This window comes from Acidimicrobiales bacterium (genome assembly GCA_035547835.1).
Lineage (GTDB): Bacteria > Actinomycetota > Acidimicrobiia > Acidimicrobiales > Iamiaceae > DASZTW01.
Map to the genome: position 1 here is coordinate 109,479 of DASZTW010000015.1, position 20,794 is coordinate 130,272.

Annotated in this window: 21 protein-coding genes; 12 read left to right on the forward strand and 9 right to left on the reverse strand. The window is 70.0% G+C overall.

Going from position 1 to position 20,794, the window contains the following annotated elements:
• The first annotated feature begins 78 nt into the window (after window positions 1–78).
• The 9 genes from hpnC (at window position 79) to VHA73_12235 (ending at window position 9,704) form a co-directional block, all read left to right on the forward strand.
• Entirely contained in the window at window positions 79–1,035 is a 957-nt protein-coding gene (gene hpnC, locus VHA73_12195; protein ID HVX18785.1) for a squalene synthase HpnC, read from the forward strand.
• On the forward strand, window positions 1,032–1,883 hold the full coding sequence (locus VHA73_12200; GenBank protein ID HVX18786.1) for a squalene/phytoene synthase family protein: 852 nt from the start codon (window positions 1,032–1,034) through the stop codon (window positions 1,881–1,883). The genes hpnC and VHA73_12200 overlap by 4 nt, the downstream gene beginning before the upstream one ends.
• Entirely contained in the window at window positions 1,880–3,337 is a 1,458-nt protein-coding gene (gene hpnE, locus VHA73_12205) for a hydroxysqualene dehydroxylase HpnE (GenBank protein HVX18787.1), read from the forward strand. Before VHA73_12200 ends, hpnE begins: the two co-directional genes overlap by 4 nt.
• On the forward strand, window positions 3,334–4,347 hold the full coding sequence (locus tag VHA73_12210) for a polyprenyl synthetase family protein (GenBank protein ID HVX18788.1): 1,014 nt from the start codon (window positions 3,334–3,336) through the stop codon (window positions 4,345–4,347). Before hpnE ends, VHA73_12210 begins: the two co-directional genes overlap by 4 nt.
• Window positions 4,344–6,242 carry a squalene--hopene cyclase gene (gene shc, locus VHA73_12215; GenBank protein HVX18789.1) on the forward strand — a complete coding sequence of 633 codons (1,899 nt, stop codon included), beginning with the start codon at window positions 4,344–4,346 and terminating at the stop codon, window positions 6,240–6,242. The genes VHA73_12210 and shc overlap by 4 nt, the downstream gene beginning before the upstream one ends.
• Window positions 6,239–7,189 (forward strand): 4-hydroxy-3-methylbut-2-enyl diphosphate reductase, encoded by a 951-nt coding sequence (gene ispH / locus VHA73_12220; protein HVX18790.1) that lies wholly within the window; start codon window positions 6,239–6,241, stop codon window positions 7,187–7,189. Before shc ends, ispH begins: the two co-directional genes overlap by 4 nt.
• A gap of 36 nt (window positions 7,190–7,225) precedes the next feature.
• On the forward strand, window positions 7,226–8,236 hold the full coding sequence (gene hpnH, locus VHA73_12225) for an adenosyl-hopene transferase HpnH (GenBank protein HVX18791.1): 1,011 nt from the start codon (window positions 7,226–7,228) through the stop codon (window positions 8,234–8,236).
• A gap of 77 nt (window positions 8,237–8,313) precedes the next feature.
• Window positions 8,314–9,162: an acyl-CoA thioesterase domain-containing protein gene (locus VHA73_12230; protein ID HVX18792.1), complete on the forward strand. Its 849-nt coding sequence runs from the start codon at window positions 8,314–8,316 to the stop codon at window positions 9,160–9,162.
• A gap of 161 nt (window positions 9,163–9,323) precedes the next feature.
• Window positions 9,324–9,704: an MmcQ/YjbR family DNA-binding protein gene (locus VHA73_12235; GenBank protein HVX18793.1), complete on the forward strand. Its 381-nt coding sequence runs from the start codon at window positions 9,324–9,326 to the stop codon at window positions 9,702–9,704.
• A gap of 46 nt (window positions 9,705–9,750) precedes the next feature.
• Here the strand turns inward: VHA73_12235 and VHA73_12240 are convergent, their stop codons facing one another.
• The 4 genes from VHA73_12240 to VHA73_12255 all read right to left on the reverse strand — a co-directional run bounded on the left by VHA73_12240 (window position 9,751) and on the right by VHA73_12255 (window position 12,862).
• Complete coding sequence (locus VHA73_12240; GenBank protein HVX18794.1) at window positions 9,751–10,383, reverse strand: hypothetical protein; 633 nt, start codon at window positions 10,381–10,383, stop codon at window positions 9,751–9,753.
• A 34-nt stretch (window positions 10,384–10,417) separates the two neighbouring features.
• Complete coding sequence (locus VHA73_12245; GenBank protein ID HVX18795.1) at window positions 10,418–10,843, reverse strand: hypothetical protein; 426 nt, start codon at window positions 10,841–10,843, stop codon at window positions 10,418–10,420.
• Window positions 10,844–10,996: 153 nt separating this feature from the next.
• A complete protein-coding gene (locus tag VHA73_12250; protein ID HVX18796.1) occupies window positions 10,997–12,151 on the reverse strand; it encodes a GAF domain-containing protein in 1,155 nt (384 codons plus the stop codon).
• Window positions 12,152–12,184: 33 nt separating this feature from the next.
• Window positions 12,185–12,862, reverse strand: a complete 678-nt coding sequence (locus VHA73_12255; GenBank protein HVX18797.1) for a response regulator transcription factor — start codon at window positions 12,860–12,862, stop codon at window positions 12,185–12,187.
• Window positions 12,863–12,951: 89 nt separating this feature from the next.
• Between VHA73_12255 and VHA73_12260 the strand changes: the two genes are divergently transcribed.
• Window positions 12,952–13,470, forward strand: coding sequence for a DinB family protein (locus VHA73_12260; protein HVX18798.1), 519 nt, complete (start codon window positions 12,952–12,954; stop codon window positions 13,468–13,470).
• Between the two features lie 256 nt (window positions 13,471–13,726).
• Complete coding sequence (locus VHA73_12265) at window positions 13,727–14,251, forward strand: hypothetical protein (protein HVX18799.1); 525 nt, start codon at window positions 13,727–13,729, stop codon at window positions 14,249–14,251.
• A gap of 66 nt (window positions 14,252–14,317) precedes the next feature.
• Here the strand turns inward: VHA73_12265 and VHA73_12270 are convergent, their stop codons facing one another.
• Window positions 14,318–15,052, reverse strand: a complete 735-nt coding sequence (locus tag VHA73_12270) for an SDR family oxidoreductase (protein HVX18800.1) — start codon at window positions 15,050–15,052, stop codon at window positions 14,318–14,320.
• Between the two features lie 201 nt (window positions 15,053–15,253).
• On the opposite strand from VHA73_12270, the gene VHA73_12275 reads away from it, so the two are divergent.
• Window positions 15,254–15,880 (forward strand): TetR/AcrR family transcriptional regulator, encoded by a 627-nt coding sequence (locus VHA73_12275; protein ID HVX18801.1) that lies wholly within the window; start codon window positions 15,254–15,256, stop codon window positions 15,878–15,880.
• 33 nt (window positions 15,881–15,913) lie between these two features.
• On the opposite strand, the gene VHA73_12280 is transcribed toward VHA73_12275, so the two are convergent.
• The 4 genes from VHA73_12280 to VHA73_12295 are packed head-to-tail and all read right to left on the reverse strand — an operon-like array spanning window position 15,914 to window position 20,791.
• Window positions 15,914–16,804, reverse strand: a complete 891-nt coding sequence (locus VHA73_12280) for a hypothetical protein (GenBank protein HVX18802.1) — start codon at window positions 16,802–16,804, stop codon at window positions 15,914–15,916.
• Complete coding sequence (locus VHA73_12285; GenBank protein ID HVX18803.1) at window positions 16,801–17,040, reverse strand: hypothetical protein; 240 nt, start codon at window positions 17,038–17,040, stop codon at window positions 16,801–16,803. Before VHA73_12285 ends, VHA73_12280 begins: the two co-directional genes overlap by 4 nt.
• Window positions 17,037–20,057 carry an ATP-binding cassette domain-containing protein gene (locus VHA73_12290; protein ID HVX18804.1) on the reverse strand — a complete coding sequence of 1,007 codons (3,021 nt, stop codon included), beginning with the start codon at window positions 20,055–20,057 and terminating at the stop codon, window positions 17,037–17,039. The genes VHA73_12285 and VHA73_12290 overlap by 4 nt, the downstream gene beginning before the upstream one ends.
• A complete protein-coding gene (locus tag VHA73_12295; GenBank protein HVX18805.1) occupies window positions 20,057–20,791 on the reverse strand; it encodes an ABC transporter ATP-binding protein in 735 nt (244 codons plus the stop codon). The genes VHA73_12290 and VHA73_12295 overlap by 1 nt, the downstream gene beginning before the upstream one ends.
• Between the last annotated feature and the right edge of the window lie 3 nt (window positions 20,792–20,794).

Below are 20,794 nucleotides of genomic sequence, written 5' to 3' on the forward strand. Positions count from 1 at the left end.
AAGTGGTTGGCGCAAACGGCGCGCGATCCGTATATGGTGGCTGACTGGCAAGTCGGCATTGTTATACGGAGGCGCCCCATGGCTGTGGTCGACACCCAGTGGCACGGCAATCCGTCACCATCGCTGCCACCGCTGCGGCAAGTCCCGGCAGACGTACGGTCGGTCCTGACCGCCGGCCCGCCCCCCGGCCGGGAGCGGGCCGAGAACTTCCGTGTCGCCTCGCGGCTGTTGCCCAAAGCCGTGCGGCGCGACCTGTTGGCGGTGTACCGGTTCGCAAGGTTCGTCGACGACCTCGGCGACGAAGGTGACGCGACCACGGTGGAGCGCCTCGGGTGGCTGGAGTGGGCCGACGTGGAGCTGGCCCGCAGCCGGGTGGGGCTGGCCTCCCACCCCGTGTTCGCCGACCTCGGTGCCACCATCCGTGATCGTCACTTGGCGCTCGAGCCTTTCCGGCGCCTGATCGAGGCCAACCGAGTCGACCAGACCGTGGTCGACTACGAGACGTTCGGGCACTTGCGTGAGTACTGCCGGCTGTCGGCCGAACCGGTGGGCGAGATCGTGCTCGGCTTGTTCGGGCTGGCCACGGAGGAGCGGCTGGCCTGGTCGGCGTCGGTGTGCACCGGCCTCCAAGTCGTGGAGCACTGCCAAGACGTGGCCGAGGACCACCAGCGCGGCCGCACCTATCTGCCCCGCGACGACCGCGAGCACTTCGGGGTCCGCGATGCCGATCTCGTCGGACCACGTGCCGGCGCCGGACTGCGCTCGCTGGTGGCGTTGGAGGTCGGTCGCGCCAAGGCGCTGCTCGGCGCCGGCGCTGCACTCGCGGCGCAGCTTCCGGGGCGCTTCCGGGTCGCCGTCGCCGGCTTCACCGCAGGCGGCCTCGCGGCGTGCGACGCGATCGAAGCCGTCGACTTCGACGTGCTCGGACATCGCTGCCGCCCCTCGCGGACGGTGGTGGCGGCCCGCACGATGGAAGTGCTCCGGCGCCCTGCGGCGCTGTGGCCCGGCGCGTCCGTGAGCGGGGCGAAGCAATGATCGCCGTGGCCGAGGCGTACGCGCGTTGTGAGGAGATCACCCGGCACGAAGCGCGCAACTTCTCCTACGGCATCCGGTTGCTGCACTCGCCCGAGCGCCAGGCGCTCGCCGCCGTCTACGCCTTCGCCCGCCGCGTCGACGACATCGGTGACGGCGACTTGCCGGTGCCCGCCAAGAGCGAGGGACTCGACCGTTGCGCGCTCGCTGTCGAGGGGCTCGCGATGGGTGTCGATCCCGGTGATGACCCGGTGCTGGTTGCCCTGGCCGACGCCGCCCGCCGGTACGAACTGCCGCTGCCGGCGTTCCACGACCTCATCAACGGTTGTCGCGACGATGTGGCCGGCCGGGTGTATCAGACCGCCGACGAGCTGGTCGGCTACTGCCGCCTGGTGGCCGGCTCGATCGGGCGGCTGTCGCTGGCGGTCTTCGGCTGCCGCGACCGTGATGCTGCGGTGCCGCTGGCCGACGACCTCGGCGTCGCGTTGCAGCTGACCAACATCTTGCGTGACATCGATGAGGACCGCTCGATGGGGCGCGTGTACCTGCCGGCGCAAGACGCGATCGCATTCGGGTGCGCACCTGACGCCACCGGCAATCCGTCCGCGGTCATCGACCTCGTGCGGTTCGAGGCCACCCGCGCCCGTTCGTGGTTCGACCGTGGGCTGAACCTGGTGCCGTTGCTCGACGGACGCAGCCGAGCGTGCGTGTCTGCGATGGCCGGGATCTACGAGCGGCTGCTGCGTCGGATCGAGCGCGACCCGGCGTCGGTGACCCACGTGCGCGTGTCCGTGCCGACGTGGGAGAAGGCCTGGGTGGCGGCCCGGAGCCTCGCCGGGGCTGCGCCGTGACTCGTGTGGTGGTCGTCGGCGGCGGCATCGCCGGTGCCGCCGCCGCGCTCGAACTGATCGACCAATGCCCGGGCGTCGAGGTGGTGGTCCTCGAAGGCCACGCCCGTCTCGGCGGGCGGGTGTGGTCGTTCCGTCGACGAGGCCACACGTTCGACAACGGCCAGCACGTGTTCTTGCGCTGCTGCACGGAGTACCTGTCGTTCCTCGACCGGATCGGCGCCCGCGACCTCGTCGAGCTCCCACCCCGGCTCGACCTGGCTGTCCTCGCACCCGGTGGTCGGGCGGCGCGCCTGCGCCGCGACGACCTCCCTGCTCCACTCCACCTGGGTCGGGCGCTGTTGCGGTACGGGCACATCTCGCTGCTCGACCGGGCCCGCCTCGGCCCGGCGGTCGTCGCGTTGCGCCGCCTCGACCTCGACGACCCCGCGCTCGACTCGGTCACGTTCGGCCAGTGGCTCGCGCGCCACGGCCAGTCCGCCGCCGCGATCGCCAAGCTGTGGGACCTCATCGTGCGGCCCACGGTCAACGTCGGCGCCGACGACGCGTCGCTCACGTTGGCGGCCAAGGTGGTCCGCACCGGCTTGTTGGACTCGGCCGACGGGGTCGACATCGGCTGGGCGCGGGTCCCGCTGTCGGTCATCCACGACGGCGCCGTGGGCCGCGCGCTCGAGGTGGCCGGGGTTGAGGTCCGCACCCGGGCCAAGGTCGAAACGCTCGAGGTCGATGGTGCCGGACGCGGCAGTGTGCGCGGCGTGCGGCTGGTGACCGGTGAGGTTGTCGCGGCCGACGCGGTCGTGCTCGCCGTGCCGCACCCGGTGGCCGCGCGGCTGGCCGCAGGCACCCTCCCGGTGGCGGTGACCGAGTGCTGGTCGGGTCTCGGTACCTCGCCGATCGTCAACGTCCACCTGGTGCTCGACCGCATGGTCAGCGACCTCCCGATGGCTGCCGCGGTCGACTCGCCGGTGCAGTTCGTGTTCGACCGGTCTGACGCGGCCGGCGTCGCCACGGGTCGTCAGTGCCTGGTCTCCTCGCTGTCGGCGGCCGAAGACCTGGTGGCCGCGCCCGCCGATCGCCTGATCGCCGAGCAGTTCGAGGCGCTCGGCGAGCTGTTCCCCGCCGCGCGGCACGCGAACGTGCTCGACGCGGTCGTCACGCGGGAACGGTCTGCCACGTTCGCCGGTGGGCCCGGGAGCCGACAGGTCCGACCGGCCGCCGCCACCTCGATCAAAGGTCTGGCCTTGGCGGGCGCGTGGACGGACACGGGCTGGCCTTCGACCATGGAAGGAGCGGTGCGCAGCGGCCGAGCCGCCGCCGACTCGCTCCTCCCTGGTCTCGCCGGGCTGGCTCGCGGCGGCGTCGGCGACGCAGGCGCGGGCGCCAGCGGTGATCGGTCCGGCTCTGCCACCTCCGGCGCCCGCCAGCCCGCTGATCTCACTCAGGAGGTGTCTGCATGATCACCACCCGCCCGGCAACGCTCGACCGGGCCCGCGACGCGGTGGAGCCCGCTCTGCGCCACGCGGTGGAGCGCTTGTCGCCCGAGCTCCAGCTGCCCGCGTCGTACCACCTCGGTTGGACTGACGCGGCGGGCAAGCCGGTCGAGGGCGGCGCCGGCAAGGGGGTTCGCGGCGCGCTGGCGCTGCTGTCGGCCGAAGCGGTCGGCGCCGACGCCGCGGTGGCGGTCCCTGCGGCCGTCGCCATCGAGCTGGTCCACAACTTCTCGCTCGTGCACGACGACGTGATCGACCATGACGTCGAACGCCGGCACCGCCCCACGGTGTGGGCGGTGTACGGCGTCGACGCCGCGGTGATCGCCGGCGACTCGCTGCTCACGCTGGCGTTCCAAGTGCTGCTCGACCCGATGGCGCCCAACGGCGCCGCCGCCGCGTCCGCCCTCGCGGTCGCCACCCAGGGCATGATCGCCGGCCAAGCGCTCGACATGGCCTACGAGCGTCGAGCGGCGGTGTCGGTCGACGAGTGCCTCGCCATGGAGGCCGGCAAGACCGCCGCCCTGCTGGGCTGTGCGGCTTCGCTCGGCGCGATCAGCGCGGGCGCTGACGACCGCGCGGTGGGTGCGCTGCGACGCTATGGCGAGCACGTCGGTCTGGCGTTCCAAGCCGTTGACGATGTGTTGGGCATCTGGGGCCGTGCCGAGGTGACGGGCAAGCCAGTCGGCAGCGACCTGCGCGCGAACAAGAAGAGCCTGCCGATCAGCGCGGCGCTGGCGCGCAGCAACGGTGGCGGCGCCCGCCTCCGCGGCCTCCTCGAAGCTGCCGCCACCGATGAGCGGGCGGTGGCCGAGGCATCCGACTTGATCGAGTCGTGGCACGGCCGCGCCGACGCCGAGGCGCTTGCCCGCACGCACCTCGATGCCGCGCTCGGCGCCCTCGACACCGCAGCGCTCGTCCCCGAAGCCGCCCGAGAGCTGGCCGACCTCGCCCGATTCGTCGTGGAGCGTGACTCGTGACCGAACCCGTCCCCACCCGCACCCCGCGGACCGGCGTCGCCGAGGCAGTCGAGCGCGCCACCAGTTGGCTGCTCGACCATCAGGAGCAGGAGGGTTGGTGGAAAGGCGAGCTCGAGACCAACGTGACGATGGACGCCGAAGACTTGCTGCTGCGCGAGTTCCTCGACATCCGCAGCGATCGTGACACGGCAGATGCCGCGAGGTGGATTCGCAACCAGCAACGCGACGACGGCACGTGGGCCACGTTCTTCGACGGCCCCGGCGACTTGTCGACCACGATCGAGGCGTACGTCGCGCTCCGCCTCGCCGGCGACGATCCTGACGACCCGCACATGGCCAAGGCCGCCACGTTCGTGCGTGAGGGGGGCGGTGTGGCGGGGTCGCGCGTGTTCACGCGCATCTGGTTGGCGCTGTTCGGTGAGTGGTCGTGGGACGACCTGCCCGTCCTGCCACCCGAGATCATGTACCTCCCGTCGTGGTTCCCGTTGAACATCTACGACTTCGGGTGCTGGGCTCGCCAGACGATCGTGCCCCTCACCATCGTGGGAGCGTCGCGGCCGGCTCGGCCTCTGGCGTTCTCACTCGACGAGTTGCACCCGCCCGGCGGTCCGCCGGCCGCCGCACGCCCACCGTTGGTGAGCTGGGGGCGGTTCTTCGAGGGGCTCGACAAGGTGCTCCACGTGTACGAACGCCTGCCCATCGGATGGGTGCGCCGGCCTGCCGAGGCGCGTGCTCGGTCGTGGATCGTCGAGCGGCAGGAGGCCGACGGCTGCTGGGGCGGCATCCAACCGCCGTGGGTGTACTCGATCATCGCGCTGCACCTCTCGGGCTACCCGCTCGACCATCCGGTGATGAAGGCGGCCATCGACGGCCTCGAGCGGTTCGTCGTGCGTGACGACCGCGGGCGACGGCTCGAAGCCTGCCAGTCGCCGGTGTGGGACACCGCGCTTGCGGTGACGGCGCTCGGCGACGCGGGGGTCACCGCCGAGCACCCGGCACTGCAGCGAGCCACGCAGTGGCTGACGAGCGAGGAGATCCGTGTGGCCGGCGACTGGGCGGTGCGGCGGCCGGGCCTCGCACCGAGCGGCTGGGCGTTCGAGTTCGACAACGACAACTACGCCGACACTGACGACACGGCCGAGGTGATCTTGGCGTTGCATCGCAGCGCAGGCGACGACCCGGCCGCCCGCGCGGCCGTCGAACGCGGCCTTGTCTGGCTCGAGGGCATGCAGTCGAGCGACGGCGGGTGGGGCGCCTTCGACGCCGACAACACCCGGTCGCTGTGCCGCGAGCTGCCGTTCTGCGACTTCGGAGAGCTGATCGACCCTCCTTCGGCCGATGTCACTGCGCACGTGGTCGAGATGCTGGCCGTGCTCGGCCGCCGCGGCGAGGTGCTCGACGGTGGCGTCGCCTGGCTGCTCGCCAACCAGGAACGCGATGGATCGTGGTTCGGTCGTTGGGGCGCGAACCACGTGTACGGCACTGGCGCGGTCGTGCCGGCGCTGATCGCCGCCGGCCTCGCGGCCGACCATCCCGCGGTCGTCGCGGCCGTCGCCTGGCTCGAGCACCGCCAGCAGCCGGATGGCGGCTGGGGCGAAGATCTGCGCTCGTACGGCGACCCGGCGTGGATCGGGCGCGGCGAGTCGACGCCCTCGCAGACGGCCTGGGCGCTGCTCGCGCTGCTCGCCGCAGGCCGCGAGCGCGACGAGTCGACCGAGCGCGGGGTTGCGTACCTGGTCGACACCCAGCGCCCCGACGGGACTTGGGACGAGCCGTGGTTCACCGGCACCGGGTTCCCCGGCGACTTCTACCTCCGGTACCACCTGTACCGACACGTCTTCCCGTTGGCCGCGCTCGGTCGTCTCCGGCGCCTCGCGGCGGAGGCCGAGCGGTGACCGCGGTGCTGGCTGGTCCGACGAGTCGGCGGGTGTTGCTGGCGGGGCCCCGGTCGTTTTGCGCCGGGGTCGATCGGGCCATCGCGATCGTCGAGGCGGCCGTCGATCGGTTCGGCCCGCCCGTCTACGTGCGGCGCCAGATCGTCCACAACACCCACGTGATCGCCCGTCTCGAAGCGCGCGGCGTCCGCTTCGTGACCGAGCTCGACGACGTGCCCGACGAGGCGACGGTCGTCATTGCCGCGCATGGCGTGTCGCCGCTCGTGCGCGCCGACGCGGACCGGCGCGGGCTGCGGGTGGTCGATGCCACCTGCCCGCTGGTCGCCAAGGTGCACCACGAGGTGCAGCGCCACGTGCGGGTGGGCCGTCAGGTCGTGCTGATCGGCCATGACGACCACGAGGAGGTGCAAGGCACCCGCGGTGAGGCGCCAGACGACGTCGCGGTCGTCGCCAGCGCCGACGAGGTCGCCGAGTTGGCGGTGGACGACCCGGACCGCTTGGCGTGGGTGTCGCAGACCACGTTGGCGACCGACGAGACGTCCACCGTGGTGGCTGCGTTGCAGCGCCGGTTCCCCGCCATCGTCGGGCCACGGTCCGACGACATCTGTTACGCCACCCAGAACCGCCAGGAGGCGGTCCGCGCGGTGGCGGTCGAGTCCGACCTGGTCGTGGTGGTGGGTTCGGCGAACTCGTCGAACTCCAACCGGCTCGTCGAGGTCGCTCGCCGCGGCGGCGCAGATGCGGTGTTGGTCGAAGACGAATCCGACCTCGATCTCGACCGCCTCGCCGCAGCGGTCACCATCGGGGTCACGGCTGGGGCGTCCGCACCACCGGACCTCGTCGACCGGGTGGTCGCCGCCGTGGCGACTCTCGGGCCGGTCGAGGTGGAGGAGCGCACGGTTGTCGAGGAGCACGTCCGATTCCCGTTGCCTGTCGAGGTCCGATGACCACGCCGGTCGATGGCCCAGCCGAGGAGTGAGCACGTGGGCATCCCGTTCCGTCAGAACCTTCGCATCGGTTCCTACCTGGCGCGCCAGAAGCTGCGCCGCAACGACAAGTTCGCGTTCCTGGTGGAGATCGAGCCGCTGTTCACGTGCAACTTGAGCTGCCCGGGCTGCGGCAAGATCCAGCATCCGACCGAGACGCTGCGCAAGCGTTTGTCGGTCGACGACGTGGTCAACGCGGTCGAAGAGTGCGGTGCGCCGGCGGTGTCGATCGCTGGCGGCGAGCCCCTCTTGCACCCTGAGATCAGTGAGATGGTGACGGCCCTCCTCGACCGCAGGAAGATCGTCTACTTGTGCACCAACGCGGTGTTGTTGGAGCGTCGCCTCGACCGCTTCGAACCGTCGCCGTGGTTCAGCTTCGTCGTGCACGTCGACGGGTTGCAGGAGCGCCACGACCTCGCGGTCGACCGCGACGGGGTGTTCGACAAGGCCGTGTCGGCCATCCGCGCTGCCAAGGAGAAGGGGTTCCGGGTCACCACCAACTCGACGTTCTTCACCAACGACTCCCCCGACACGGTGCGTGCCGTGCTCGATTACCTCAACGACGACCTCGGTGTCGACGCCATGATGATCAGCCCCGCGTACGCATATGAGAAGGCGCCCGACCAGGAGCACTTCCTCGGCGTGCAGGCCACCCGAGAGCTGTTCAAGTCGGCCTTCGCCGACGGCAAGCGGAACAAGTGGCGCTTCAACCACTCGCCCATGTTCCTCGACTTCCTCGAGGGCAAAGCCGACTTCCAGTGCACGCCGTGGGGGATCCCGAGCTACAGCGTCCTCGGCTGGCAGGTGCCCTGCTACCTGATGGGTGACGGTTACGTCGACAGCTGGCAGGAACTGCTCGACAGCACCGACTGGGAGGCGTACGGGCGCGGGCGCGACCCGCGCTGCGCCAACTGCATGGCCCACTGCGGTTACGAGCCGAGCGCCGTGATCGCCACCATGGGATCCTTGCGCCAGTCGCTGCGCGCCGCCGTCGGCACCCACACCTGACCGTTCGCCCTCGACGGGCCTTCCCGGCGGCGCGCCTCAGGTCGACTCGTCGGATGGTGCGTCGTTAGCTTGGCGCCGTGCACGGAACTCTGGGGGAAGACGGCCACCTCTCGGGCGGCGCGCTCGGCGCGGGGGAGCGGAGCTGGATCGCCGAGCTGCTCGACCTCGAACGGTTGGACGGCGACGTGTTCGTCGCACGCGAGCCCGAAGGCGCCAACAACGACGGCCGCCTGTTCGGTGGGCTGATCGCGGCGCAGTCGCTGTCGGCGGCCTGCTCGACGTTGGAGGACCCGGCGAAGCGGCCCCAGTCGCTCCACCTCTACTTCGTGCGGGGCGGCCGACCGGGCGTCGACGTCGAGATGACCGTCGAGCGCACCCGCGACGGTCGCTCGTTCGACACCCGTCGGGTGACGGCAGTGCAAGAAGGCGTTGTCATCTTGGAGATGCTCGCTTCGTTCCACGTCCCCGAGGACGGTGCCGACACACATCCGCCTGCGGAGCGGTGGTTGAGCGTCGCGGAAGCGTCGCCGGTGGAGCTCCCGCCCAGCATGGGCGAACACTTCGAGTTCCGCCTGCCGGGCGAGCGGCCGCATGTGTTCGACGGCCCACCGCACTGGATCCGCATGATCACCCCGGTCGAGGACGACCCCATCATCCGCGCTTGCGCGCTGACCTACATGTCCGACATGGGGTTGATGATGGCCTCGCGCCCGCCGATGACCGCGGCCCTGCCCGGCAACTTCATGGTGGCGAGCCTCGACCATTCGGTCTGGTTCCACCGACCCTTCGTCCCCGACCACTGGCACCGCTATCAGACACGCTCGTTGAACAACAACGATGCACGTGGCCTCGCCATCGGCGGCTTCTACGACACCAGCGGCGTGCTGGTCGCGTCGATGTCCCAAGAAGCTCTCTGGCGGGTCTGAGGGCGTCAGGGTCGGACGACGAAGGTCAGCGGAACTCCGACCCAACCCCACGGACCCGCCGCCGCGGACGGACAGTCGCTCGTCGATCGCAGCTCGAGTGCTCGGCGCGCTGCAGCACCTCGGGCCCGAGTTGCGCCGGGTCCGCCGGTAGCGTGCGAGGCATGGCGGCAGCGACCGGTCCGGGCGAGCTCGAGTCCCGCATCCGCGAGATCTGCCTCGCGCTGCCGGGCACGGAGGAGCGGCTGAGCCACGGCGCACCCGCCTTCTTCGCCGGCAAGCAGTTCCTCATGTTGTGGTTCGAAGGGCATCACGACGACGACTTCCCGCACTTGTGGTGCGCGGCACCTCCCGGTGCGCAGGAGGAACTGGTCGAGACCGAACCCGACCGCTTCTTCCGACCGCCGTATGTCGGTGGCCGGGGGTGGATCGGCCTACGGCTCGACCGTGACCTCGATTGGGACGAGGTCACCGCCCTGTGTGAGGACGCGTTCCGCTCGGTGGCCCCAAAACGGCTGGTGGCCGAGCTCGACCGAGAAGGTTGAGCTCGACCACCGAGCCGGGGGAGTCGGTTGTGGGATTCGTGGTTGGTCAGCTGAGCACGCCGCGGTGGCGCTGCACGAAGGGGATCTGCAGCCACTTGTCCTCGGCGAACGAGCGGTAGCGGGTGCCCAAGTAGGCGATCGCGATGAGCGTCGCTGCGTAGACCACGTGGTAGTCGACGATCGGGTTGGTCGACATGCTCGCTGCGCCGGCCGACGTGTGCTTTGCGAGCGGCCACTCGGCGGCCCACATCATCGCCATCAACAAGGTGCCGGCCACGGCCGCGGGCCGCAGCGCGACGCCGAGGATCACCGCGATGCCGATGCCGGCGAGGCCGACCATGAACAGCCAGTCGGTCCACGGCTTGCCGGCGATGTCGTGGAACACGTTGGCGAACGGTCCGACGGCCACGCTCGACAAGAACCCCTTGGTCGGCGATCCACCGTTGATCCACGACTGGGCCGACGGGGTCGAATACCCGAGCCCGAACAGCTTGTCGAGGAACGCCCAGAGGAACACGAACCCGGTCGTCAAGCGCAGTGCGCCGAACCACAGCGAGTGGGTGGTGACCGCCTCGGCCCGTACGCCGGCAACGGCGCCGTCAGTCCGAGCCGCGGTCAGGCCTGCCCTCGCAGGGCGGTGCGAGAGGCGGGGGAGGTGATGGTGAACGGTGCTGGTCATGTCGGACCTCCTGTCTGGTTCCGTGACCACATCGTCAACCCGCGGAAGCGGAGGCGGGAGGGTCGTTCGGCCCTGTTCCGCCGGCTGAAGGTCCCGAACGTTCGGGGCAGGATCGGGACCACAGGAATGGGACCATCGGCCCTGCCGCATCGGCGCGGTCCTGGGCGATGATCGCCTCATGGAGAACTTCGACCGAAACGGGTTGGTCGAACTGACTCGAGACGAGTGTTTCGAACTGCTGCACATCGGGCGCATCGGTCGTATCGCCGTCACGAGCGAGGGTCTGCCGACCATCTTGCCGGTGAACTACGGCCTTCTCGGCGACCAGATCGTGTTCAAGACCGGTCTCGGCGCGAAGGCGAAAGCCGCGATTCAGCATCAGGTGGTGGCCTTCGAGGTCGACCAGGTGGACGCCGAGGGCGCCGTTGGATGGAGTGTGTGCGTGGTGGGGATCGCCCAAGAGATCACGGACTTGCAGCGCCAGGCTGACATCGATGCACTGGGACTCCGGCCGCCCGTGCCTGCGGCGCGCTTGCGGTACGTGTCGGTCAGCACCCAGATGGTGTCCGGTCGGCAGGCGCTGGCGTGGTGGTCGACCGACCCTCGCCACACCTCATCGCCCTACCGGCACCGACCACATGACCTTGGTGCCGCGTGGTTGGCGGGGCTGGATGACGCACGTCCCACCGCGGTTCTCGGCTCTTCCAAGGAGGTTTCCGAGACCTCGACCTCCGATTCGATCGTCTCTGGAACCGGTGCCAGCGACGTCGATCCCTCGGCCGTCGTCGTCGATCATGACGTCGAGTCGGCCGTCGTGCAGCGTGATCGCCACTTGCGCTGACCGCGCGCCGGCGTGGCGCGCCACGTTGGTGAGGGCCTCGCGGACGACCGAGACGACATCGGCCTCGAGATCCTCGTCGATGGCGGTGTCGACAGCCCCGTCGAACCGGAGGCCCGCGGCGAAGCCGAGTGCCTCAGCGATCTCGTCGACCACGGAGCGGACCGCGCCACGAACGCCTTGCGCAGCCATCACCGCCGGCAGCATGCCGAAGATCGATGACCGGACCTCTCGGACCGTCTCGTCGAGGTCGATCACCGCCCGGTCGATCCGCTCGCGCACTTCGGCGCGCTCGGCGAGGCGGGAAGCGCCTTGGAGGCCGAGGCCGATCGTGAACAGGCGCTGGATCACCGTGTCGTGGAGGTCGCGGGCAATGCGTTCGCGGTCCTCCAGCAAGTCGATTTCGCGTACCCGGGCGTGCAGCCGCGCGTTCTCGATGGCCACGCCGGCCGCGCCGGCCAGCGCGACCACCAGCTCCTCGTCGATGTCGGTGAAGCCCCCGCCATCGCGCTTCTCGGTGAGGTAGAGGTTTCCGTACACCTCGTCGCGCACGAACACCGGCACCCCGAGGAACGACCGCATGGGCGGGTGGTTCGGTGGGAAGCCACTGCTGTCAGGGTGTTCGGCCATGTCGGGAAGCCGGATCGGTTTCGGGTCGACGATCAAGAGTCCGAGGAGCCCTCGACCCGTGGGGTACTCGCCGATGGCCTTCACTTCCTCATCGGTCATGCCGACCGTGATGAAGTCCGACAGCTGGGTGTGATCGGGGCTGAGCACGCCGAGCGCGCCGTAGCGCGCATCGACCAGTTCGACGGCGACCTCGGTGATCCGGTGCAGCACCACCGTGAGGTCGAGTTCGGCCGTCGCGACGATGGCACGAAGCAGCTTGCGAAGTTGGCGTGGGCCCGCGTGGCCTTCGGAATTCGACATTGTCAGCTGCGATCCACCGTGGTCAGCACCGCCCTACCTTCGCTCGCGCCGCTCCGCGATGCGGGCCGCGTACACCGCTGCCTCGGTGCGACGCTTCATGCCCATCTTGGCGAGCAGGTTCGAAACGTAGTTCTTCACTGTCTTTTCGGCGAGGAACATCTCGTCCGCGATCTGCCGGTTGGTGAGCCCTTGCGCGAGCAACTCGAGGATTCGAGCCTCTTGCGGTGTGAGGTTGGCCAGCCGTTCGTCCTGCTCTGGCCCCTTGCGCAGCCGCTCGAGCACCCGGTTGGTCATCACGGGGTCGAGCAGCGACTCGCCGGCGGCGACCCGTCGAACGCTGCCCACCAGGTCGTTCCCCAACACCTGCTTGAGCACGTAGCCCGATGCGCCGGCCAAGATGCTGTTGAACAGCGCTTCGTCCTCGGCGAACGAGGTGAACATGAGGCAGCGGATCTCGGGGTGGGTCGAGCGGATCTCGCGACACACCTCGATGCCGGTCCCATCGGGCAGCTGGACGTCGAGCAACGCCACGTCGGGGCGGACCGCAGGGATGCGACGCAGCGCCTGCTCGGCAGTGGATGCCTCGCCGACCACCTCGATGCCATCTTCGGTCTCGAACAGCTCGCGCAGTCCGCGGATGACGATCTCGTGGTCATCGAGGAGGAACACCCGAATCGGCACGGTCGTGGCCTCCGCTCCGGTCGACGCCATCGCGCCATTCTGTCGGGAATGCTGCGCCGTTGCTCGCGCGGGGTGCCGTCTCCCGGGCACGTGGCGCGCCGCTGGGCGACACTTGACCAATGGTCGCTGACATCGAAGATCCCCGTCGTGAGGAACCCGCATACGAACTTCCGGAGCGCGAGATGCTCGACGGTTGGCTCGAGTTCCACCGCGCGACGTTGCTGTTGAAGTGCGAAGGCCTCGATGTCGAGGCCCGCAAGCGCCGACCGGTCGCTACCTCGCTGCTGTCGCTGCACGGCCTGGTCCGTCACATGGCCGAGGTCGAGCGGGGCTGGTTCCGCCGGACGCTGCTTCGCCAGCCCGACCTCCCGTCGATCTGGTCCGACCCGGAGCTCGAGGACAGCGAGTTGGTGCCGCTCGACGACGCCGACTGGGACGCGGATCTGGCCCAGTGGCAGGCCGAGTGTCAGGCGAGCCGCGACGCCGCTGCCGGTCTGCCGCTCGAGCACCTGGGTCTCCGCCGGGGCGAGGAGGTGTCGCTGCGGTGGATCTACACGCACATGATCGAGGAGTACGCCCGCCACAACGGTCACGCCGACCTGCTGCGAGAGCTCGTCGACGGCGAAGTCGGCTGGTGACCGCTGCCCGACGCGCCCACGTCGGCGCCTGAGGGTGTGGCTGTCGGGCGGCCGGCCTCAGCCCCTTCCGGGAGCGACTGCGCTGCTCGAGACGGCGGAGCTCGCGGCACGGGAGGGTCGCAGCCACGACGCGCGGGAGTTCGTGGCATCCCGCGCGATGTCCGACTTGTCCCAACCTTCGGATCGTGGTTTGGCGCACACGCTCCGACGTCACCGGCTAGGTTTCGCGGCGCGGGCCTAACCGAAAGGGCATCAGATGCGTCCACTGCGCACCGTTTTGGCGGTCGTGCTCATTGCGATGTTGGCGTTCGCCGGCTGTGGGAAGTCGACCAAGACGGCGGCCACCGACACCGGGAGCGACACGGCGACCTGTCCCACCTCGAACACCAAGTCGTTCGCGAAGACCAAGTTCGTCTTCCACGTCGGACTCGCGGCGGGGACCTTCCACCGCTACATCTACAAGCCGTTCAAGGCCGGCACGTTCAAGAAGGGCGCACATGGCCGCATCCGAGCCCTGCTCAAGGCCGGCGCCACCGCGCTGTTGGACGCCCACGAGCTGAAGCTCGCCAAGGAGGACGTCCAGGCGAATCCCACCTTGTGCAAGATATTGATCGGGCCATTGCACGCCCTCGAAGGGAAGTTCAGCAGCCTCAAGGGCAAGATCGCCGGTGGTGACACCAGTTCGCTCGACGGCATCAACACCGACCTGACGAGCTTGGCCGCCACGAGCAAGCAGAACGGCGCGGCGATCAACGAGACGACCGACGAGAACGGCGGCTGACCGCCCACGACCCCGGGGCTGGGCGACAATCCGACCGTTTCGGTGGGATTTCCGCCCAGCCCTGGCTCAGGGGGCGGAGTAGCCGCCGTCGACCACGACCGCGGAGCCGGTGGTCCAGCGCGACGCGTCGCTGACGAGATGCGCGTACGTGCCCACGAGGTCCTCGGCCGTGCCGAGACCGAGTGGATGGCGGGAGGCGATGGCATCGATCGCTCGCTCCGGCAGCTCGTCGTGGATCGCCGAGCGGAACGTGCCCGGACACACGGTGTTGACCCGGATGTGGTCGCGGGCGTACTCGACGGCAGCAACTCTGGCGAGCTGGATGACCGCCGCTTTGGTGGCGCAGTACGGCGCGGCGTGCGACCAGGCCGTGAGGCCCGACACCGACGCGGTCAACACGATCGACCCTCCGCCTTGCGAACGCATCACCGGAACGGCCGCGCGGATCGCGTTGACGGCGCCGAGCACGTTGACGTGAAAGGCCCGCTCCCAGTCCTGGGTCGACAAGTTGTGGATCCGGCCGTTGGGCGACAGGACTCCGGCGTTGCTGATGAACGCGTCGAGGCGGCCGAACCGTTCGACGGCCCGTGCCACCACGGCTTCGACTTGCGCGACGTCGCTGACGTCGGCGAGCACGGTCTCGAGTGATTCGGCGGGCAGGCCGTCGGTGGCTGCGGCGAGCGATGCCTCGCTGAGGTCGCTCAACACCAGGTCGGTGTCGGGGTCGGCGGCGAAGTGCGCCGACAGCGAGCCCCCGAGGGCGCCCCCGGCGCCGGTTATGGCGACGACTCGTCGAGTCATGCGTACAAGTCCTTCTGTCGGCTGCGGACGGCGCCGGTTCGGCCCAATCACGGGCCGGTCCTGTCCCGAACGGCTGGTCGAAACCTAGTGGGCGATCCGTGACGGGTGTTTCGTAGGAGATAGTCGGAGTGCCGTCAGCGCGGTGGTAGACAAACGAGTCGGGGCGTCCGGCGGGCGACTCGGACTGGAGCTGGCGCGGAGATGCGGATCGCACACAACACACCGGAGCGCCGCTGGGGCGCCAAAGAGCGCGTCGACAACGACGAGGAAGCGCGCGAACGGCTGGTCGACGCGGCCGAGGTCTGCTTCGAGCGCATGGGCATCCGGCGCACGACCATCGACGACGTCGCGCGTGAGGCCAAGGTGTCGCGCAGCACGGTGTACCGCTACTTCGAGGGCCGCGGTGACCTGATCGTCGCCGCGTACCTGCGCGAGAGCCAAGCGGTGTTCGACAAGGTCAAGGCGCTGATGGGGCGTCCGGGTGCGTTCGGCGACCGGGTGGTCGAGGCCACCATGCGCTCGATCGACGCCATCCGATCGGGTCGGTACCTGCCGCTGATGCTCACCCCCGAGGGCGCCATGCTCGCCACCAAGGCGATCACTGCGTCGATGGCGTTCTACGAGAGCGCCCGCGAGACGATGGGGCCGTTCTTCGAGGAGGCCAAGGCCGGCGGCGAGGTGCGGTCCGACCTCGACCTCGACGACTTCATCGAGTGGAACCTGCGCATCATCTTTTCGTTCGCGATGTTCGACAGCGCCAAGAAGCGCAGCCGCAAGAACGTCGCGGAGCTGATCGAGACGTTCCTGGTCCCGGCGCTCACGCCCTGACCCGCAGCCCTCCACAGGTCGGGTGCGGCTCGGCTACTTGCGTCGGGTCGCCACCTTGGTGCGCCACGCGGTGAGCCAGCTCATGGCCAAGAAGGCGGCGAGCACCGCTGCCACCACGAACTGCAGCGCGCGGATCGGGCCCGGCAGGTCCTCGACCAGCGACCGGATGAGGCCCGTGCGGGGCGCGGGGGTGGTCGCCGCCGGCGTGGGTGTGGCCGACGGGGCGGTGTCAGCCGGAGCAGCGGCGTCGGCTGGCACGTCGTTGACGAGAGGGCCGCCGCCGGTGGGGACGGCCGGGAGCGCCTCGCCGCCGGCGTCGCCGGTGCTCGGTGTCGCGGGCGCGGCGGCCGGCGCCGCGGCGACACCAACGGGATCCGGCGCCCCGGCCGGCGGTGGGACCGTGCACTGGAGGGCGTTCTCGAGCGCAGCGAGGGGTGGCAGTCCGAGCAGGTTCATGGCCGCGTCGAGCGTGTCGGTCACGATCCCGAGCGGCGACGGAGGCGTCAGGCCGAACGTGTTCAACTCGGCGGGCCAGAACGAGGTGGCCTGCCGGTCGATCTCGCATTGGGAGCCCTTGGCGGCGGGCAGCGTGCCGCACATGACGAACACAGGCCCCAGCGCGTTGAGGATCACATCGCCGACCTTCACGCTGGGCGGGAGATGCGCCTTCTCGGTGAGCAGCCCGCCAACCACCGGGACGAGAAGGGTTGCCAAGCCCGACGCGCTGCACGCAGGCGAGGCGATCGGGCTCACGATCGCCAGCACTTTCTCGGCCGGGTTGGCGGTCTGCGCCGGCGCGTCGACAGCGCTCGGCGTGGCAGCGGACCGCGTCGCGGCCGCCGCGCGGGGTGCGCCCGAAAGGACCAAGGTGCTGCACGTCAACAGCGCCAGCAGCCCCGCGGCGGCGAGGCGGGCCCGCGTCACGGAGCCACCTGCGTCGTGCCGCCACCGAGGCCGGCGTTGTCGGGCGGGAGCTTGTGGGCGTGCGGCAATCCGGTGATCATCAGCGCGAACGTGAGCAGTACGGCCAAGATCGCGGTGTAGAGCTGGCCTTCGGTCATGCGCACACGCGCCGCGAGCATCCCCATCACGGTAGGCGGCTCACCGTCGTCGGTCTCGGCTGCGCGGCCCTTCGAGCGGTCGTCGCGGCGGTCGGTCATGGTGCAACCTCCTGGCGCGTCGTGTCCGCCGCGCCGGCCTTCGGGGTGTGCCGCCGCGTGCCGTTGGTGGCGGCCTCGGTGGCCGACGGCAGTGCGCCGCTGCGGCTGATCGCCCGTTCGTCGGTGCCGAGGTAGCTGGCCACGACCCGCGGGTCGTTGCGCACGTCGGTGGGTGCGCCCGACGCGATGACCGCGCCGGACTCCAGGCAGTACAAGCGGTCGCAGATCGCCATCACGAGCGGCAGGTCGTGCTCGATGATCAGGATCGACGCGCCCAGCGCCTTGCGCACTTCGAGCAGTAGCGGGACGAACGCCTCGGTCTCGCGTTGCGCGACGCCGGCGGTGGGCTCGTCGAGCAGCACGACCTTGGGTCGCTGCGCGATCAAGCAGCCGAACTCGACGATGCGCCGCGTGCCGGTGGACAGCGCGCCGGAGGGCTGCTCCGCGTAGCGCCCCAAGCCGAGCAGGTCGATCAGCTCGTCGGCCCGTCGCCGGTTCCAGGCTTCGGTCCGCACCGACGGAGCGAGCGCGAGGAGCGATGGAATGACTTCCGACGTGCGGCGGACTTCGAGCGCCACTTGGATGCACTCGCGGACCGTGAGCCGGGGATAGAGCATGGCGCCCTGGAACGACCGGCCGAGGCCGGCGGCAGCTCGGGCGGCGGGCTGCAAAGACGTGAGCTCGACGTCGTCGAGCTGCACCGTGCCGGTGGCCGGCAGGAACCCGCCGAGCGCGTTCATCAGGGTCGTCTTGCCGGCGCCGTTCGCGCCGATCAGCCCGACGATCTCGTCGTGCTGCAAGTGGAGGTCGACATGGCGCACGATCTGGCGCCCCCGCAAGGTCACCGAGATGCCCCGCACGTCGAGCGCGGGCGGTTGGACGGCCGGGCGGTCGGGCCCCTCGCCGTCGGCGCCGCGGTCCGTCTTGCCGTCCGCCTCGGCGCGGGCGGCGTCGGTCGGGGTGGCCGCCGCATGGTGACCGTGGCGGGTCTGGAGCGCCCGGAGCGCGTCGACTTTGACCCCTGCGGAGGCGTCGTCATCGGCCGTGGCGTCGTCGGCAGTGACGGTGGCGGGCGTGCGGTCGTCAGCCGTGAAGCGCGGGCGTTCGGTGGCCACCTCGGGCGCGATCCACGCCACGAGGCGATCGCGCGCCAACTCGGCGCCGCCCATCAGTCCCGCAGGGAAGAAGCGCAGTACGAGCAGCAGCCCGATGCCGCTGACCGCCAACTGCACGGCCACCGTGTTGCCGAAGATGCTCGGGATGCCGATCACATAGATCGCACCGAGGACGGCGCCGGCCACGGACCCGATGCCGCCGACCACCGCCATGGCCAGGACTTGCAGGGACTGATCCGGGCTGAAGACGCCCACAGAGAAGTTCTGGGTCACGCCGGCGAGCAGACCTCCAGCGAACGTGGCGATGGCCCCCGACAGCGCGAACGCGGTGAGCTTCACCCGGGCAGGCGGCACCGCCATGGCAGCGGCCGCGTCCTCGTTGCCCTCCACCGACAGCACCCGGCGGCCGACGCCGGTCGACCGCATCCGCCGCGCGACGAACACCACGCCGACGAGCGCCACGACGCACGTGTAATAGAGGGTGCGGTAGTTGCCGAAGTCGAAGGGTCCGAGCTTGCCGGGAACGATCGTCTCGACTTCGGTCGCGTTGCTGTGGAACATGTGTGAAGGCAACACGTACGTGTAGGCGGCCACGGCGAAGCCGAGCGTGACGATGGCGAGCAGCAAGCCGCGCAGCCGCAGCGCCGGGATGCCGATGACCACGGCGAGCAGCACGCCGACGATGGTCATGTAGCCGACGGCGGGGCCGAACGAGACGCCGCGGCCGGCCAGCGCGGCGGTGCCCATGGCGCCGACGCCGACGAAGCCCATCTGGCCCAAGCTGAGCTGACCGGCCCAGCCCGTCAGCATCACGATCGAGATGCCGATCATGGCGTAGATCGGGACTCGGGAGAGCTGGAAGAGCTGCGACGGCTTCGAGTACACGAACGGGATCAGCACCACGATCACCAGCGCGCCGATGCCGCCGCCCCACCGGAGCTGTCGCACGCGCGGGTGGTCTCGCACCTTCTGGCGCAGCGGAACGGGGTCGGTGCCGAACACGACCGACTCGTTCGGCTCGCTGCTGCGTGACACGCGCACGAGCAACAGCACCAGGATCGCCACAAACAAGATGGCGTCGACCACGCCGGGGGTCGCGGGGTAGCTGGCGTACAGCGTCGACTCGACGACCCCGATGACGACGCCGGCCAGCACGGTCAACGGCAAGTTGGTGAGGCCGCCCGCGACCCCGGCGGCGAGCGCACGCAGCAGGAGCGACGGACCGAGCGTGGGGGTGGAGGTGGCTGCGGTCACCGAGCCCGTGAGCGGCATCGTGAGGATCGCGGCGATCGCCGCCAATCCGCCCGCCAGCACCCACACCATGCTCGACATGCGGTCGGTGCGGATGCCGGCCAGCGAGGCAGCTTCCTTGTTCTCGGCCATCGCCCGGATGCCGAGCCCGAGGCGGGTCCAGCGCAGCACACCCGCGGTGGCGGTGAGGAACAGGGGGCCGAAGATCAGCAGCGCCACGTGCTCGCCGCGGATGGTGAGGTTGTCGAGCTGCCAGTTGATGTCGAACGGCACGGGGAACGTCTGGCCGGCAGTGACCGCCGGCAACTTGAGTTGGACCAGCAGCAGCACTTGGGTGACGCCGATCGTCCCGACGAGGACGGCCAGACGTGAGCGATCGGCAAGCGGCCGTACGAGCAGGCGCTCGACGAGCCAACCGATCACCGCGCCGACCGCTACGGCGATCGGGAGCGCCACGAAGTACGGCAGGCGGTTGCTGGTGCCGAGCTCGATGAGCACGACCGCCGCCACCGCGCCGATCTGGCCGTGGGCCAAGTTGATGATCTTGGTGGTGCGGTAGACGAGCACGAGGCCTGCGCCGAGGATGGCGTAGCCCAAGCCAGCCATCGCGCCGGTGGCGAGCAGCTCGAAGCGGATGGTGAGGTGGGGCATCAGGTCGCGGCCCCGAGGAACACCGCACGAACGAGATCGCCGCGCTCGAGCAGTTCGGTGGCGGGACCGGAGAAGCGCACTTCGCCTTTCTCCATGAAGTAGGCGCGATCCGAGAACGACAGCGCCAAGTTCAACGACTGCTCGACGATGAGCATGGTGACGCCTTGCGCCTTGAGGTCTTCGAGGACCTTCACGAGCTGCTCGACGATGATCGGCGCCAAGCCGAGGGACAACTCGTCGATGATCAGGAGTTTGGGACGCAGCTGCAGGGCCTTGGCGATGGCAACCATCTGCTGTTCCCCACCCGACATTGATCCCGCGGCCTGGTCGAGCCGGGGGCGGAGCGACGGGAAGAGGTCGAGCACCCGGATCATCTCGGTCTCGACGCGCCGCCGGTCTCGCAAGAAGGTGTACGCACCGACTCGGAGGTTCTCGCGCACCGACAAGCCTGGGAACACCGCGTTGCCGCCGGACACTTGGACGATGCCCAGCTCCACCCGGCGGTGCGGCGCCAACGCAGTGATGTCGTGGCCCTCGAAGCGGAGGGTGCCGCGGGCCGCGGGTTGCAGGCCCGACACCGTCTTCAACAGCGTGGACTTCCCGGCGCCGTTGGTGCCGAGCAAGGCAACCGTCTCGCCGGCCTCGACGTGGATGCCGACGCCGAACAGCACCTGCATCCGCCCGTACGCGACGTCGACTGCCTCGGTCTCGAGCAACGGCGCGGTCTCCGCCATGGG